Raw genomic sequence first — 14,348 nt, 5'->3', positions numbered from 1 at the left:
TTCGACCTGGTCGACTACGGCGTGGTCGGCGACCTCTTCCAGGTCCTGCCCCAACTCACCGACGAGATCACCACCCGCAAGAACTGACCACCGGCGGTCGGACGCTGGTCCTCCACGGCCCCCGGACGCCATCGCGCGCGTCCGGGGGCCGTCGCGTCGCCTGTTGACCCGCGCCGACCCCGCGGCTAGCTTCGCTTCAACGATTTGTTGAAGTTGCGGGAGTCCGGGAGGCACAGCCCATGGCGCAGGCGGCCGGTACGACACTGGCGGACGCGGTACGAGCGGAGGTCGGCGCGGCGCTGGCCGGCACCGACGCCGAACTGGCCCGGCGCTACCCGGGCGACCCGGGCACCCGGCAGCCCGTCCACACCGTCTACGTGCCCGCCGACGCCTTCACCGCCGGCACCGTGCGGGAATGGGGCGACCAGGCGCTCGCCGCGCTCGACGCCCACGCCCCCGACGCGGGAGCGCTGGCCGGACTGCTCGGCCTGCCCGCGGAACTGGCCGCCGAAGTCCACGACCGGATGCGGGCGAAGCTGCGGCGCGAGCCGGTCGAGGACCTGCGGATCGACTTCGAGGACGGCTACGGGGTGCGGTCCGACGCCGAGGAGGACGCCGCCGCGGTGGCCGCCGCCCGCACCGTCTCCGCCGCGGTCGCCGGCGGCAGCGCGCCGCCGTACGTCGGCATCCGCATGAAGTGCATGGAGGCGGCCGTCCGCGACCGCGGCATCCGCACGCTCGACCTGTTCCTGACGACGCTGCTGGACGGCGGCGGCCTGCCCGCGGGACTCGTACTGACCCTGCCCAAGGTGACCTTCCCCGCCCAGGTGGCCGCGATGGCCCAGCTGTGCGGCGCCTTCGAGCAGGCCGCGGAGCTGCCGGCGGGCCGGCTCGGCTTCGAGATCCAGATCGAGACCACCCAGGCCGTGCTCGGGCCCGACGGCAGGTCGGCCGTGCCGCTGCTCATCGAGGCCGCGGGCGGGCGCGCCACCGCGCTGCACTACGGCACTTTCGACTACAGCGCGGCCTGCGGAGTGAGCCCCGCCCACCAGTCGTTGGACCACCCGGTGGCCGACCACGCCAAGGCCGTCATGCAGGTGGCCGCCGCGGGCACCGGCGTCAGGCTCTCCGACGGCTCGACCAACGTCCTCCCGATCGGCCCCCGTTCGCAGGTCCACGCGGCCTGGCAGCTGCACTACGGGCTGGTCCGCCGCTCGCTGGCCCGCGCCTACTACCAGGGCTGGGACATGCACCCCGCCCACCTGCCGACCCGCTACGCCGCCGTCTACGCCTTCTACCGCGAGGGCGCGGCTGCCGCGTCCGCCCGCCTCGCCGCCTATGTCGCCAAGGCCGGCGGCGCCGTGATGGACGAGCCCGCGACCGCCCGCGCCCTCAGCGGCTACCTGCTGCGCGGCCTCGACTGCGGCGCCCTCACCCCCGGCGAGGTGACCGCCGCCACCGGCCTCGCCCTTCCCGCCCTCCGCGCCCTCGCCGGGCGCCCCGAGCCCACCGGCTGATTCGGGCCCGCAGCGGGCATGTGATGCTGGCGGCATGACCGACGAACCTGAGGTGGCGGTCGTCCGCTGGCCGGGGGAGGGGCCGTGCGCCGACGCCGGACCGGCCGGGCTGCTGGCCGAGTACCACCTGCAGACCCAGGCCGAGAAGGGCCAGGCCGTCGCCGGCGCGGCCGCGCTGCCCGACCGCTACCGGGCGGAGGTCCTCGACCCGCGGGCCGCCTTCGCCGACGACGCCGTGCTGCTGGCGCTGAGCGGCGGGACCGCCGTCGGCTGCGTGGTGGTGACCGCGCCCTCCGGCGGCGCGTGCGAGATCAAGAGGCTCTGGACGGCTCCCGCCTTCCGCGGCCGCGGCATCGCGTCCCACCTGGTGGAATCCGCGCTCGCGCACGCCGCAGGCACCGGCGCTGGCACGGTGCGGCTCTCCGTCTGGCAGTGGCGGACCGGCGCCGTCGCCCTGTACCGGCGCCTGGGCTTCACCCCCGCCCGCTCCTGGGACGAGCGGGACCAACTGGTGTGCATGGAGCGGCCGGTGTGACCAACGGGTGCGACCGGCCCGGCACGGCGTACCGGCCGTGCACCGCGCGAGGCACGGCCGGACCGCTACGACGCCGGGGGGATCTCGCCGGAGCCGCGGGGGATGAGGCGGGCGGGGAGTTCGGTGCGGGTCGGGGAGTCGCTGGCCATGCCGTCGAGCCGGCGGAAGAGGAGCTGGGCCGCGGTGCGGCCCAGGCCCGGGGCGTCCTGGGCGACGACGGTGACCGGCGGGCTCAGCAGGTCCGCGAGTTCGAAGTCGTCGAAGCCGACGAGGGCGATCGGCCGGGGCAGTCCGGACAGCACGCGCACCGCGGTCACGGTGACACGGTTGTTGCCCGCGAGCAGCGCCGTCACCGGTTCCGGGCCGGACAGCATGTGGTCGAGCGACGCCCGCACCCGGTCCGGGGTCGTCGGCCCCATCGCGTACCAGTCGTCCCTGACCGGCAGCCCCGCGGCGGCCATCGCCTCCCGGTAGCCGCGCAGTCGCTCGGCCGCGGTGTGGATGCCCGGCTGGTCGCCGATGAAGCCGATCCGGCGGTGGCCGTGCGCGATGAGGTGGGCGACGCCGTCGCGCACGCCGCCGGCGTTGTCGGTGAGGACGACGTCTGCGTCCAGGCGCCCGGCCGGCCGGTCCACGAAGACCGTGGCGACGCCCGCCTCGATCTCCGGGCTCAGATAGCGGTGGTCGTCGCTGGCCGGCACCACGATCAGGCCGTCCACCCGCCGTGCGCAGAACGCCAGCACCAATTCCTGCTCGCGCCGGGGGTCTTCGGCGCTGGAACCGGTGAACAGCAGTGCCCCGTGCGCCCGCGCCACGTCCTCCACGGCCCGGCTGAGCGGGGCGTAGAAGGGGTCGGCGAGGTCCTCGAGGACCAGCCCGATGCTGGACGTGCGCCGGGTGCGCAGCAGCCGGGCGCTGTCGTTCCGACGGAAGCCGAGCGCCTCGATGGCGGCCTGGACGCGGGCCACCGTGTCCGGTGTGACGCCCGCCTCCTCGTTCACCACACGGGAGACCGTCTTCAGTCCGACGCCGGCGCGGGCGGCGACATCCTTCATCGTGGGCCGGGGGGTACGTCCAGGTGTTTGGGTCACGGTCGTAGTATTCCCTGCGGCAAGACATGGACAACGTTGTCAGAGTCAGGTGAGACTACTCCTGGGGCCGCACCTTGCGGAACCCTTGGGGTCGACGACCCCGACGGCGCCGGACGAGTGCGGCACAGGACGACAGACGACGAAGGAGACCACCGAGCGATGCAGCCCCCCCACGGCGCTACCGGTCCACATGTGGCCGCACTGGACATCGGCGGTACCAAGATCGCCGGTGCGCTCGTCGACAGCGAGGGGCGGCTGCTGGCGCGGGCCCTGCGGCCGACGCCCGCCTCGGAGGACGGTGAGACGGTGCTGCGGGCGGTGACCGAGGTCCTGGCGGAACTCGGTGCTGCGCCCCAGTGGGAGGGCACCGTCGCCGTCGGCATCGGCAGCGCGGGCCCGGTGGACGCCGCACACGGAACGGTCAGCCCGGTGAACGTCCCCGGCTGGCGGGAGTTCCCGCTCGTGGCCCGGGTCTCCGAGGCGTGCGGCGGGCTGCCCGTCGTGCTCACCGGCGACGGGGTCGCGATGACCGCGGCCGAGCACTGGCAGGGTGCCGCCCGCGGCTACGACAACGCGCTGTGCATGGTGGTGTCCACCGGCGTGGGCGGCGGGCTGGTGCTGGGCGGCGCGCTGCTGCCCGGGCCGACCGGCAACGCCGGCCACATCGGGCACATCAGCGTCGACCTGGACGGCGACCCGTGCCCGTGCGGGTCGCGCGGCTGCGTCGAGCGGATCGCCTCCGGCCCCAACATCGCCCGCCGCGCGCTCGATCAGGGCTGGCAGCCGTCGGCCGGGGCGGCGCCCACCGCCGCGGCCGTCGCGGAGTCGGCGCGGGCCGGCGACCCGATCGCCCTCGCCTCCTTCGACCGCGCGGCCCAGGCGCTGGCCGCCGCCATCGCCGCGACCGCGACCCTCGTCGAGATCCACGTGGCGGTGGTCGGCGGCGGCGTCGCCAACGCCGGCCCGATCCTCTTCGACCCGCTGCGCGAGCACCTCACCCGGTACGCCACGCTGTCGTTCGCCGCGGGCGTCGACGTCGTCCCGGCCAAGCTGGGTACCGACGCGGGTCTCGTCGGTGCCGCGGCGGCCGCGGCGCAGGCGCTGCACATCGAGGGCTTCACCCTCCGGCCCCTGACCCCCGCTCCCTGACTCCCGCTCCCTCCTCCTGACGGGGGATCGACGCCCGCTTCCCGACGACGGCTCCGGCCGCCGGTCCTTGACCCGCTGTCACCCGGGACGCCGCCCCGCGCTCAGGGGGCGGGCCCGGGCGGCGTGCTGCCCGCTGACGGGGTGGCGGCCCGGGCCGGCTCACCGTCAGCGCCGGGGGCCGCCCGCCGGTGCCCCGCCGGGGGTGCCGGTGCCGCGTTCACACGACCCGCCCGCGGCGTCGCGGTTCGGCATGCCCGGGAGCGGGGACGCCGAGGGAGGACCGCCCGAAGGGGCCACCGGCGCAGGGCGTTTGGTGGGGGCGCGGATCCGGGCAATTCGTAGGGGTCTACGGAGAAGGGGGCACCGTGATCATCTGGGTGAACGGGGCGTTCGGCGCGGGCAAGAGCAGTGCGGGTCGCGCACTGCTCGATCTGGTACCGGAGAGCACCCTGTACGAACCCGAGGTGCTGGGCTGCAGCCTGCGCAGGCTGCTGCCCGAGAAGCGGCTCCAGGAGGTCACCGACTACCAGGAACTGCCCATCTGGCGGCGGCTGGTCGTGGAGACCGCCGCCTCGCTGCTGGCGGAGGTCGGCGGGGTGCTGGTGGCGCCCATGTCACTGCTGCGCCAGGACCACCGGGACGAGATATTCGGCGGGCTGGCCGCCCGCCGCATCGAGGTCCGCCATGTGCTGCTGGATCCGGGAGAAACGATCCTTCGATCATGGATCGCCGCCAGGACCGACCACCCGGACAACCCCGAGGCCGACGACGCGGCCCGCACGTGGGCCCTGGAGCGCATCGCCGACTACCGCGCCGCCCTGCCCTGGCTGACCGCGGACGCCCACCTGCTGCCCACCGCGGGACTGACCCCGGAGCAGACCGCGTCCCGGATCGCCGAGGCGGTCGGACGCGGCGCGGGCGCCTGCGGCATCGTGCAGACGCCCGAGCCGCGGGCAGAGACGGTGGCCGCCGGAGTGCTGCTCTTCGACGAGGACGACCGGGTGCTGCTGGTCGACCCCACCTACAAGCCCGGCTGGGAGTTCCCCGGCGGCGTCGTGGAGCGCGGGGAGTCGCCGGCCCGGGCCGGCTACCGCGAGGTCGCCGAGGAGCTCGGGATCGAGTTGACCCGGGGTCTCGAACTGCTCGTGGTGGACTGGGAACCGCCCAGACCCCCGGGCCACGGCGGCCTGCGGCTGCTCTTCGACGGCGGGCGGATGCCCCGGGCCGACATCGGCCGGCTGCTGCTGCCGCAGTCCGAGTTGCGTGACTGGCGGTTCGTCACCGAGGACGAGGCGGCGGGGCTGCTGCCGCCGGTGCGCCTCGACCGGCTGCGCTGGGCGCTGCGCGCCCGGGAGCAGGGCCGCCCGCTGAACCTGGAGGCCGGCCACCCCGCGGAGTGACCCGCGGGGCCCGGCACCGGCCGGCCCCGATGCGCGGGGCCGGCCGCGGCCCCCCACAGGGGCCGCACCGACCGCTCGCCGCCGTCCCGCCTGGCGGCGGGTCAGACCCCCTGGCCCGCCGACTGGGCGGCGGCGTAGCGCCGCAGGAACAGCGCCTCGGTGAGCGCGAGCTTCTCCAACTCCTGCGGCGAGACGCTCTCGTTGACCGCGTGGATCTGCGCCTCCGGCTCGCTCAGGCCGATCAGCAGGATCTCCGCCCGCGGGTAGAGGGTCGCCAGGGCGTTGCACAGCGGGATGGATCCGCCGTTGCCCGCGACGGCCATGTCCTGCCCGTACGCCTCCTGCATCGCCTCGGCCATCGCCGCGTACGCCGGGCTGGAGGTGTCCGCGGCGAACGCCTCACCGCTGCCGCGCTTGCCGACCTCGACCCGCGCTCCCCAGGGCGCCGCCGCCCGCAGGTGCGCGGTCAGGGCGTCGGCGGCGGCGGCGGAGTCCACACCCGGCGGGACCCGCACGCTGACCAGGGCGCCGGCCTGCGCCTGCACCGAGGGGGTGGCGCCGACGACGGGCGGGGCGTCGATGCCGAGGACGGTCACCGAGGGCCGGGCCCACAGCCGGTCGGAGATGGTGCCGGTGCCGACCAGCTCCACGCCGTCCAGCACCTTGGCGTCCCGCCGGAAGTCCGCCTCTTCGTAGGCGATTCCGGGCCACCGGCCGTCCGCGTCGAGCCCGTCGACGGTGGTGGCGCCGGTCTCGTCGCGCAGCGAGGCGAGCATCCGGATGAGCGCGGCCAGCGCGTCGGGGGCGGCGCCGCCGAACGAGCCCGAGTGCAGGTTGCCCTCCAGCGTGGTCACCCGCACGTCCATCAGGACCATGCCGCGCAGCGACGAGACGACGGTGGGCAGGCCGAGCCGGAAGTTGCCCGCGTCGCCGATGACGATGGTGTCGGCGGCCAGCAGATCGGGGTGCTGCTCGGCGTAGCGCTCCAGCCCGCCGGTGCCCTGCTCCTCCGAACCCTCCACGATCACCTTGACGTTGAGCGGGACACCGCCCTGCTCCTTCAGCGCCCGCAGCGCCGTGAGGTGCATCAGCACGCCGCCCTTGCAGTCCGCCGCGCCGCGCCCGTACCAGCGGCCGTCCCGCTCGGTCAGCTCGAACGGCGGGGACAGCCACGCCGACTCGTCCAGCGGCGGCTGCACGTCGTAGTGGGCGTAGAGCAGCACCGTCGGGGCGTCCGCGGGACCGGGCAGGAAGCCGTACACCGACTGGGTGCCGTCCGGGGTGTCGAGCAGCGCGACGTCCTGGAAGCCCTCGGCGCGCAGCGCGTCCGCGATCCAGGACGCGGCCTTCTCGCACTCGCTCTTCGGGAACTGCCGCTCGTCGGCGACCGAGGCGAACGCCACCAGCTCGGCAAGCTCGGTCCTGGCTCGCGGGATCAGCGCGGCCACGGTCTCGGACAGCGGAACGGACAGCATGGGAACTCCTTGCGCGGACAGACGGACACTCGGACGGGCGGTCTGCGCCGCCCGCCGGCGACCCGCTGGAATCCGGCGGGCGCCCGGGCCGTTGGGCATGGCAACGGCACGCAGCCGATGGTGCCACAGCGAGCCGTGGGCGACGGCGCATAGGATGCGCCTGAACAGCCATGACAGCACATGGCAGTCGAACGGGCCGGAGCGGGAGCGGAATCAGACGTGAGCGGTGAGCAGGAGGCGCAGGACAGCGGTACGGGGGACGGCGAGGCGTTCGCGGTCTGGGACGTCGTGGTGATCGGCGCCGGGCCCGCGGGGGCCTCGGCGGCGCACGCCGCCGCCCTCACCGGCCGGCGGGTCCTGCTGGTCGAGAAGGCCGAGCTGCCCCGGTACAAGACATGCGGCGGCGGGATCATCGGCCCGTCCAGGGACGCCCTGCCGCCCGGCTTCGAACTGCCGCTGCGCGACCGGGTGCACGCGGTCACCTTCAGCCTCAACGGCCGGCTCACCCGCACCAAGCGCTCCCGGCAGATGCTCTTCGGCCTGATCAACCGGCCGGAGTTCGACCAGGGCCTGGTCGACGCCGCCAGGGAAGCGGGCGCCGAGGTGCGCACCGGGGTGACCGTCCAGCGGGTGGAGCAGCACGGTCCCGGGGTGCCGGACCGCCGCACCGTCGCGGTCGTGGTCAGCACTGGAGGGGCCGAGGGCAAGCGCGAGGAGGTCGTCTACGCCCGCGCGGTGGTCGGCGCCGACGGCAGCGCCAGCCGGATAGGAGCCCACGTCGGTGTGAAGCTCGACCAGGTCGACCTCGGGCTGGAGTCCGAGATCCCGGTGCCCGCGTCGGTCGCCGAGGACTGGGCCGGCCGGGTGCTCATCGACTGGGGGCCGCTGCCGGGCAGCTACGGCTGGGTCTTCCCCAAGGGCGACTCGCTGACCGTGGGCGTGATCTCGGCGCGCGGCGACGGCAGCGCGACCAAGCGCTATCTCGACGACTTCGTCGCCCGCCTGGGGCTGGCCGGCTTCGAACCGAGCGTCTCCTCCGGCCACCTGACCCGCTGCCGGGCCGACGACTCGCCGCTGTCCCGGGGCCGGGTGCTGGTCTGCGGTGACGCCGCGGGCCTGCTGGAGCCGTGGACGCGGGAGGGCATCTCGTACGCGCTGCGCTCCGGGCGCCTCGCGGGGGAGTGGGCGGTGCGCATCGCCGAGGCGCACGACGCGGTGGACGCCCGGCGCCAGGCCCTCAACTACGCCTTCGCGGTGAAGGCCGGGCTCGGCGTGGAGATGGGCGTCGGCCGCCGCATGCTGACCCTGTTCGAGCGGCGTCCCGGCCTGCTGCACGCGGCGCTCACCAGCTTCCCGCCCGCCTGGCGGGCGTTCGCCGGGATCACCCGGGGCAAGAGCTCGCTGGCCGAACTGGTGCGCTCGCACCCGATCGCCCGCCGGGCGCTGGACGCCGTCGACCGCGCCTGACCGAGGGGCGGCCGGTTCCGCCGGCCGCCCGCCTCACTCGCCACGGGCCGGGGCGATCGCGAACACCGGGTGCTTGGGCGCGATCGCCAGCAGCTCCTCGTCCGTCGAGTTCGGTCCGACGCCGTCGAAGAACGCGCCCACTTCGGACTTCCACCGCCTGAGGTAGCCGCGCAGCACGGTGATCTTCTCCAGGTCGCCCAGCACCTCGGTGGCGGTGAACTCCTCCACGTTGCGGCCCAGTACGAGCCGGCCGCCGCCGGCCGCGCGCATGTTGTAGGTCCACTGGACGTGGCCGCGCGGGGCGACCAGGTAGCGCCGGCCGTCCAGCGTGAGCACGTTGACCGGGGTGCGGCGCCACTCGCCGCTCTTGCGCCCGCGGACCTCCAGGACCCGCGAACCCCAGACGCTCACGCCGCGCCGGGTCAGCCAGGCGACGCTGCGGTTGAGCACGTTCACGGTGAACCAGCCGGGCTTCTTGACGTGCGGGGCCTGCTCGGACATGACGACTCCTCGGTGATCTCGTTCGTGGCGGGCCCCTGCCGGGAACCGCATCGGCTCTGTGAGCACCATCTCCCTTTTGTGAGCAGTGCTCTCGCCTGAGAACAGTCTGCACGCCTGTGCGCTTAAAAGCAAGAGCGGTGCTCTCGTTGTTGGTCGTCGCTCTCCTCCGTGGCACACTGTTCTCATGAGTGTCATCCAGGGAGCCAGGGAACGCGCCAGGACGGAAGTCACCGCCGCCATCAAGGAGGAGGCGCGGCGGCAGCTGGCCGCCGAGGGCGCCGCCCGGCTCTCGCTGCGCGCGGTCGCCCGCGAGCTGGGCATGGCCTCTTCTGCTCTCTACCGCTACTTCCCCAGCAGGGACGATCTGCTCACCGCGCTCATCATCGACGCCTACGACGCCGTCGGCGCCGCGGCGGAGCGGGCCCTGGCCGCCACGGAGGGCGCGGCACCCGCGGACCGCTGGATCGGGGTGTGCCGGGCCGTGCGGGACTGGGCCGTCGACCATCCCCACGAGTACGGCCTCGTCTACGGCTCGCCGGTGCCCGGCTACGCCGCTCCCCAGGACACGGTCGCGTCGGCCGCCCGGGGGGCCCTGTCGCTGATCGCGGTGGTCCGCGACGCCCGGCGCGACGGCCTGCTCGGCCCCCCGCAGGGCCGCCCGCTCGCCGGGGAGGTCGGGGACGACCTCGCGGGTCTGGGGTCCCAACTGGCCCCCGAGCTGCCGGTGCCCACCGTCGCCGCGCTCGTCGCGGCCTGGGCGCAGGTCTTCGGCCTCATCAGCTTCGAGGTCTTCGGCCAGTTCAACGGCGTGGTCGGGACCCGCGGCCCGTTCTTCGACCAGTCCGCCGCCGCACTGGCCGCGCAGGTGGGCCTGGTGCCCGCGGGCGGCGCCGCGGTACTCCCGGCGAAGTAGCCGCCCTGTCCACGTACGGTGGACGCGCCCGTGACCTGCCGCGGTCTAGCGTGGGAGCCATGACCAACGAGGAGCGACCCGGGCCGCCGCGCCGCAGGTTCCCTGCCGCAGGACGCCCGGCGTGGTTCCCGGTGGTCGTGCTCGCGTTCATCCAGGTCGTCGGCTCCAGCGTCGCCGGACGCCACCAGACCGACCGGGTGGCGCTGAACGCCTTCGGCTACGTGCTGCTGCTCGCCGGGCCCGCCATGCTGCTCTTCCGCCGCCGCTGGCCCGTCGGGGTGGTGGCCGGCACCGGGGCGGTGACGCTGCTGTACGTCGTCCTCGGCTACCCGTGGGGCCCGGTCTTCGCGAGCCTGGTGGTGGCGATCTTCAGCGCCGTGGCCGCCGGGCGGCGCAAAGGGGTGCTGATCGTGGCCGCCGCGGTCTACGCCGGGCACGCCGTGGTGGGCCTGTGGCTCTACCGCTACCTGCCGCCCTCCGGCGACCACCGGGTCTCCTGGACGCAGTTGTCCGGAACGGCCGCGTGGCTGCTCGCGGTCCTCGCCGCGGCCGAACTCTTCCGGCTGCGCCGGGAGCAGATCGCCCGCGACCGGCGCGAGCGGGAGGAGGCCGAACGCCGCAGGACCGACGAGGAGCGGATGCGGATCGCCCGCGAACTGCACGACGTCCTGGCCCACAGCATCTCGGTGATCAACGTGCAGGCCGGTGTGGCGCTGGAGCTGATGGATGAGCAACCCGAGCAGGCGCGCACCGCGCTGACCACCATCAAGGCGGCCAGCAAGGAGGCGCTGGGCGAGGTCCGCCAGGTGCTCGGCACCCTGCGGGCGCCGGGCGAGGCGCCGCGCGCGCCGGCCCCCGGGCTCGACCGGCTGCCGGAGCTTTTGGAGCAGGCCACCTCCGCGGGCCTGACGGCGGACGTCGCCGTCGAGGGGACCCGCGTGCCGCTGCCCCCCGGGGTGGACCTGGCGGCGTTCCGCATCGTCCAGGAGGCGCTCACCAACATCGTCCGGCACTCCGGGTCGCGCGCCGCGCGCATCCGGCTCGCCTACCGGCGCGGCAGCGTCCAGGTGCAGGTGGACGACGACGGGCCGGCCGTCACCGGCGGCGACAGCGGGGGCGGCAACGGGCTGGTCGGCATGCGCGAGCGGGCGGCGGCGCTCGGCGGCGAGGTCGAGGCGGGGCGGCGCCCCGACGGCGGCTTCCGGGTACGGGCCCGGCTGCCCTTCACCGCCCTGGACGAGCATCCGTCGGCCTCCTCCGCACCCGGCGAGCATCCGTCGGCCTCCTCCGCACCCGGCGAGCATCCGTCGGCGTCCTCCGCACCCGGCGAGCACCGGCCGGCGTCGACAGAACCCGGCGAGCAGCGGGACGCCGCTGACCCTTCGGCGTCCGCCGGCGCCGGCCACCCCGCACCCGCGGACCCCTCCGACCCCGCCACCGAGATCACCGCCGAGGAGCGCCCATGATCCGCGTCGTGCTGGCCGACGACCAGGTCCTGGTCAGAGCCGGCTTCCGGGCCCTGCTGGACGCCCAGAGCGACATCGAGGTCGTGGGGGAGGCGGCCGACGGAGGGCAGGCGCTGCGCCTGGTGCGCGAACTGGCCCCGGACGCCGTGCTGATGGACATCCGCATGCCGCTGATGGACGGCCTCGCGGCGACCCGCGCCGTCACCGAGGACCCGGCGCTCGCCGGGGTCAAGGTGGTCATCCTCACCACCTTCGAACTCGACGAGTACGTCTTCGAGGCGATCAGGTCCGGGGCGTCCGGGTTCCTGGTGAAGGACACCGAGCCGGCCGAACTGCTGCGCGCGGTAAGGGCGGTGGTCGACGGCGACGCCCTGCTGTCGCCCGGGGTGACCCGGCGGCTGATCGCCGAGTTCGCGGCGCGCTCCAAGCAGCCGGCGGCGGCCGCGAACCTGGATCAGCTCACCGATCGGGAACGCGAGGTGATGGCGCTGGTCGGCATCGGCCTGTCGAACGAGGAGATCGCCCGCCGCCTGGTGGTCAGCCCGCTGACCGCCAAGACCCACGTCAGCCGGACCATGGTGAAACTGGGGGCCCGCGATCGCGCCCAACTGGTCGTGCTGGCCTACGAGTCGGGGCTGGTGCGGCCCGGCTGGCTCGGCTGATCGCGGGGCGGCCCGCCGTCACCGCCCTCGCGGCCCGGCTTCCCCCGCTGGGGCGGGACCCGGTGCGCGGCCGGCGGGGTGCTCGGCCCGCCGCCCTCGGCCTCGGGGCCTGCCGCGCCGGCGCCGGCCTCCCGGCCCTTCCCGCCGTCCCCGGCGCCGTTCAGCCACGGCAGCCGGTTCTGCCGGTCGAAGCGGCGCAGCGTGCGCGCCACCCAGCTGCAGAAGACCGCCGCCGCCAGCACCGTCGCCCCGGCGAAGCACTCCTTGCGGGCCTGCCCGTGCGCGGCGCCGAGCAGCACCGGAGCGGACACCGCGAGGAAGGCCCCCACGGCCAGGACGGCTCCGGCGAGCACGGCACAGGCGATCTCCACTGTGACGGCGTCGCGTTCGGCTCGTGTCCGGCCCCTGCGCATCCGTACCTCCCCGCCCCCGAGGTCGGTCCAGTCTTGCACGCGGCGGGCACGCCCGCGCGCGAGAAAACGGGCCGGCCCCGCGCGCTCCCTCCTCGCGCGGGGCCGGCCCGGCCTGCCTGCGGCAGGCGGATGGTGACGTTCCGTCAGTCGCGGGCCGCGACCTGCTCGGCGCGTGCCCCGGGCGCGCTCCCGGCCCCTTCCGCGGCGTCCGCCTCGTCGCCCGCGGAGGACGCGACGAGGATGCCGTAGGAGGGCCGGCGGCGGCGCAGTCCGGACACCGTGAGCAGCAGCCCGAACAGGCCGATCCCGGTGACCACCAACAGGCCGGGGCGGTAACTGTCCAGCACCGCCTGCTTGGTGGCCGCGTGGGCGCCGGCGCTGCTGGTGACGACCGCGGTGACGATGGCGAGGAAGATCGCGCCGCCCACCTGGAAGGAGGTGTTGAGCAGGCCGGAGACCATGCCCTGCTCCTCGTTCCTGACGCCGTTGGTGGCCTGGATGTTCAGGGACGGGAAGGCCAGGGCGAAGGCGCCGCCGAGCAGCAGCATCGAGGGCAGGATGACGGCCGCGTAGCTCGGGTGCAGGCTGATCCGCAGGAACAGCGCGTACCCGACGACGAGCAGGGTGAAGCCGACCGCGATCACCCGCGGGGTGCCGAACCGGTCGACGATCGGGCCCATCCGGGTGGACAGGATCGCGACGAGCGCGCCGGCCGGCAGGAACGCCAGGGCGGTCTGCATCGCGCTGTAGCCCAGGACGTTCTGCAGGTACTGGGTGACCAGGAACTGGAAGGCCACGTAGGAGCCGAAGAACGTGGCGCCGCCGAGGTTGGCGCGGACCTGGCCGGCGTCGCGCAGCACGCCGAGCCGGATCAGCGGGCTGGCCGAGCGCTGCTCGATGACCACGAAGGCGGCGAGCAGGGCCGCGACGCCCGCGAAGGAGCCGAGCGTGCGGGCCGAGGCCCAGCCGGCCTGGGAGGCGGAGACCACGGTGAACACCAGCAGCAGCATCGACGCGGTGCCGGTCACGGCTCCTGGCAGGTCGTAGCCGCGGCCCGAGGTCTTCTCGCGCGGGCTCCTGGGGATCAGCTTCAGGCCGGCGATCAGCGCGATCACGGCGACCGGCGCGGGCAGCAGCATGGTCCACCGCCAGCCGGCCTCGGTCAGGAAGCCGGAGAGCACCAGGCCCATCGAGAAGCCGGTGGCGCCGCAGCTGGAGTAGATGGTGAGGGCGCGGTTGCGGATCGGGCCCTCGGCGAAGGTGGTGGTGATGATCGACAGACCGGCGGGGGCGGTGAACGCGGCGCTCAGGCCCTTCACGAAGCGGGTGGCGATGAGCAGCGAGCCGGAGTCGACGAGGCCGCCGAGCAGCGAGGCGACCGCGAACACGGCGAGCGCGATCAGGAAGACCCGGCGCCTGCCGAGCAGGTCGGCGGCCCGGCCGCCGAGCAGCAGCAGCCCGCCGTAGCCGAGGATGTAGCCGCTGACGACCCACTGCAGCGAGGACGTGGACAGGTGCAGGTCGCTGCCGATGGAGGGGAGCGCCACACCGACCATCGACACGTCGAGGGCGTCGAGGAACAGCGCCGCGCAGAGCACCAGGAGGGTGCCCCATTGCAGGGCGGTCCAGCGGTCTTCGGCGCGGGCCGCGGCGGTGGGGGACGGTGAGGTGGACGGAGATGACGGAGAGGTCATGCGCCACAGACTACATGCACTTGCATCCAATGCAAGCGCATTTAATGCCTGTGCATGTGGGTCCG

At 74.7% G+C, this 14,348-nt stretch carries 13 protein-coding genes; 8 read left to right on the top strand and 5 right to left on the bottom strand.

Annotated elements, in window-relative coordinates; all coding sequences use genetic code 11:
- Positions 1 to 239 precede the first annotated feature (239 nt).
- Both ACH4TG_RS37950 and ACH4TG_RS37945 read left to right on the top strand, forming a co-directional pair.
- Positions 240 to 1,517 carry a DUF6986 family protein gene (locus ACH4TG_RS37950; RefSeq protein WP_398247335.1) on the top strand — a complete coding sequence of 426 codons (1,278 nt, stop codon included), beginning with the start codon at positions 240 to 242 and terminating at the stop codon, positions 1,515 to 1,517.
- Positions 1,518 to 1,551: 34 nt separating this feature from the next.
- Entirely contained in the window at positions 1,552 to 2,052 is a 501-nt protein-coding gene (locus tag ACH4TG_RS37945; protein ID WP_398247333.1) for a GNAT family N-acetyltransferase, read from the top strand.
- A gap of 65 nt (positions 2,053 to 2,117) precedes the next feature.
- On the opposite strand, the gene ACH4TG_RS37940 is transcribed toward ACH4TG_RS37945, so the two are convergent.
- A complete protein-coding gene (locus ACH4TG_RS37940; protein WP_398247331.1) occupies positions 2,118 to 3,107 on the bottom strand; it encodes a LacI family DNA-binding transcriptional regulator in 990 nt (329 codons plus the stop codon).
- Between the two features lie 195 nt (positions 3,108 to 3,302).
- Here ACH4TG_RS37940 and ACH4TG_RS37935 point away from each other — a divergent pair, with 195 nt between their 5' ends.
- Both ACH4TG_RS37935 and ACH4TG_RS37930 read left to right on the top strand, forming a co-directional pair.
- Positions 3,303 to 4,292, top strand: a complete 990-nt coding sequence (locus ACH4TG_RS37935) for an ROK family protein (protein ID WP_398247329.1) — start codon at positions 3,303 to 3,305, stop codon at positions 4,290 to 4,292.
- 365 nt (positions 4,293 to 4,657) lie between these two features.
- Complete coding sequence (locus ACH4TG_RS37930) at positions 4,658 to 5,692, top strand: NUDIX domain-containing protein (protein ID WP_398247327.1); 1,035 nt, start codon at positions 4,658 to 4,660, stop codon at positions 5,690 to 5,692.
- Between the two features lie 101 nt (positions 5,693 to 5,793).
- Here ACH4TG_RS37930 and ACH4TG_RS37925 read toward each other — a convergent pair whose 3' ends face one another.
- Positions 5,794 to 7,167, bottom strand: a complete 1,374-nt coding sequence (locus tag ACH4TG_RS37925) for a dipeptidase (RefSeq protein WP_398247325.1) — start codon at positions 7,165 to 7,167, stop codon at positions 5,794 to 5,796.
- Positions 7,168 to 7,386: 219 nt separating this feature from the next.
- Here ACH4TG_RS37925 and ACH4TG_RS37920 point away from each other — a divergent pair, with 219 nt between their 5' ends.
- Entirely contained in the window at positions 7,387 to 8,634 is a 1,248-nt protein-coding gene (locus ACH4TG_RS37920; RefSeq protein ID WP_398247323.1) for a geranylgeranyl reductase family protein, read from the top strand.
- Between the two features lie 33 nt (positions 8,635 to 8,667).
- Here ACH4TG_RS37920 and ACH4TG_RS37915 read toward each other — a convergent pair whose 3' ends face one another.
- Complete coding sequence (locus tag ACH4TG_RS37915) at positions 8,668 to 9,135, bottom strand: nitroreductase family deazaflavin-dependent oxidoreductase (protein WP_398247321.1); 468 nt, start codon at positions 9,133 to 9,135, stop codon at positions 8,668 to 8,670.
- 184 nt (positions 9,136 to 9,319) lie between these two features.
- Here ACH4TG_RS37915 and ACH4TG_RS37910 point away from each other — a divergent pair, with 184 nt between their 5' ends.
- The 3 genes from ACH4TG_RS37910 to ACH4TG_RS37900 are packed head-to-tail and all read left to right on the top strand — an operon-like array spanning position 9,320 to position 12,176.
- On the top strand, positions 9,320 to 10,048 hold the full coding sequence (locus ACH4TG_RS37910) for a TetR/AcrR family transcriptional regulator (protein WP_398247319.1): 729 nt from the start codon (positions 9,320 to 9,322) through the stop codon (positions 10,046 to 10,048).
- Positions 10,049 to 10,107: 59 nt separating this feature from the next.
- Positions 10,108 to 11,514 carry a histidine kinase gene (locus tag ACH4TG_RS37905; RefSeq protein WP_398247317.1) on the top strand — a complete coding sequence of 469 codons (1,407 nt, stop codon included), beginning with the start codon at positions 10,108 to 10,110 and terminating at the stop codon, positions 11,512 to 11,514.
- The gene (locus ACH4TG_RS37900) at positions 11,511 to 12,176 is read left to right on the top strand and encodes a response regulator (protein WP_398247315.1); all 666 of its coding nucleotides are present in this window, start codon (positions 11,511 to 11,513) and stop codon (positions 12,174 to 12,176) included. The genes ACH4TG_RS37905 and ACH4TG_RS37900 overlap by 4 nt, the downstream gene beginning before the upstream one ends.
- Here the strand turns inward: ACH4TG_RS37900 and ACH4TG_RS37895 are convergent.
- The gene (locus ACH4TG_RS37895; RefSeq protein WP_398247313.1) at positions 12,137 to 12,589 is read right to left on the bottom strand and encodes a DUF6332 family protein; all 453 of its coding nucleotides are present in this window, start codon (positions 12,587 to 12,589) and stop codon (positions 12,137 to 12,139) included. The genes ACH4TG_RS37900 and ACH4TG_RS37895 overlap by 40 nt on opposite strands.
- Before the next feature lie 143 nt (positions 12,590 to 12,732).
- Positions 12,733 to 14,283: an MFS transporter gene (locus ACH4TG_RS37890; RefSeq protein WP_398247311.1), complete on the bottom strand. Its 1,551-nt coding sequence runs from the start codon at positions 14,281 to 14,283 to the stop codon at positions 12,733 to 12,735.
- Positions 14,284 to 14,348 lie beyond the last annotated feature (65 nt).

The sequence above is a fragment of the Streptomyces sp. NPDC020917 genome, from assembly GCF_044333795.1.
In the GTDB taxonomy this organism is placed as follows: domain Bacteria; phylum Actinomycetota; class Actinomycetes; order Streptomycetales; family Streptomycetaceae; genus Actinacidiphila.
This window is presented reverse-complemented; position numbering and strand designations above follow the sequence as displayed.